Genomic DNA, 206 nt, shown 5'->3' on the forward strand with positions numbered 1-206 from the left:
TGTTTTTCGAGTTCTTTTTCTAAATGTTCGCGATCGGCACGTTGTTTTTCAAGTTCTTTTTCTAAACGTTCGCGATCGGCACGTTGTTTTTCAAGTTCTTTTTCTAAACGTTCGCGATCGCGTTGGTTTTCAGCGATAATAGCTCTTTGTTTTTGGCGATCGCGCTGTTCAACAACCTCAACAAAATCAACAAAACGCTCTCCATC

1 pseudogene is annotated in these 206 nt (G+C 40.8%); it reads right to left on the reverse strand.

Annotation, left to right across the window (positions count from 1 at the left end):
* A pseudogene (locus JUI58_RS00315) lies at window positions 1–206 on the reverse strand (Uma2 family endonuclease); the annotation flags it as partial.

This window comes from Spirulina sp. CCY15215 (assembly GCF_016888125.1).
Classification (GTDB): Bacteria; Cyanobacteriota; Cyanobacteriia; order Cyanobacteriales; family Spirulinaceae; genus CCY15215.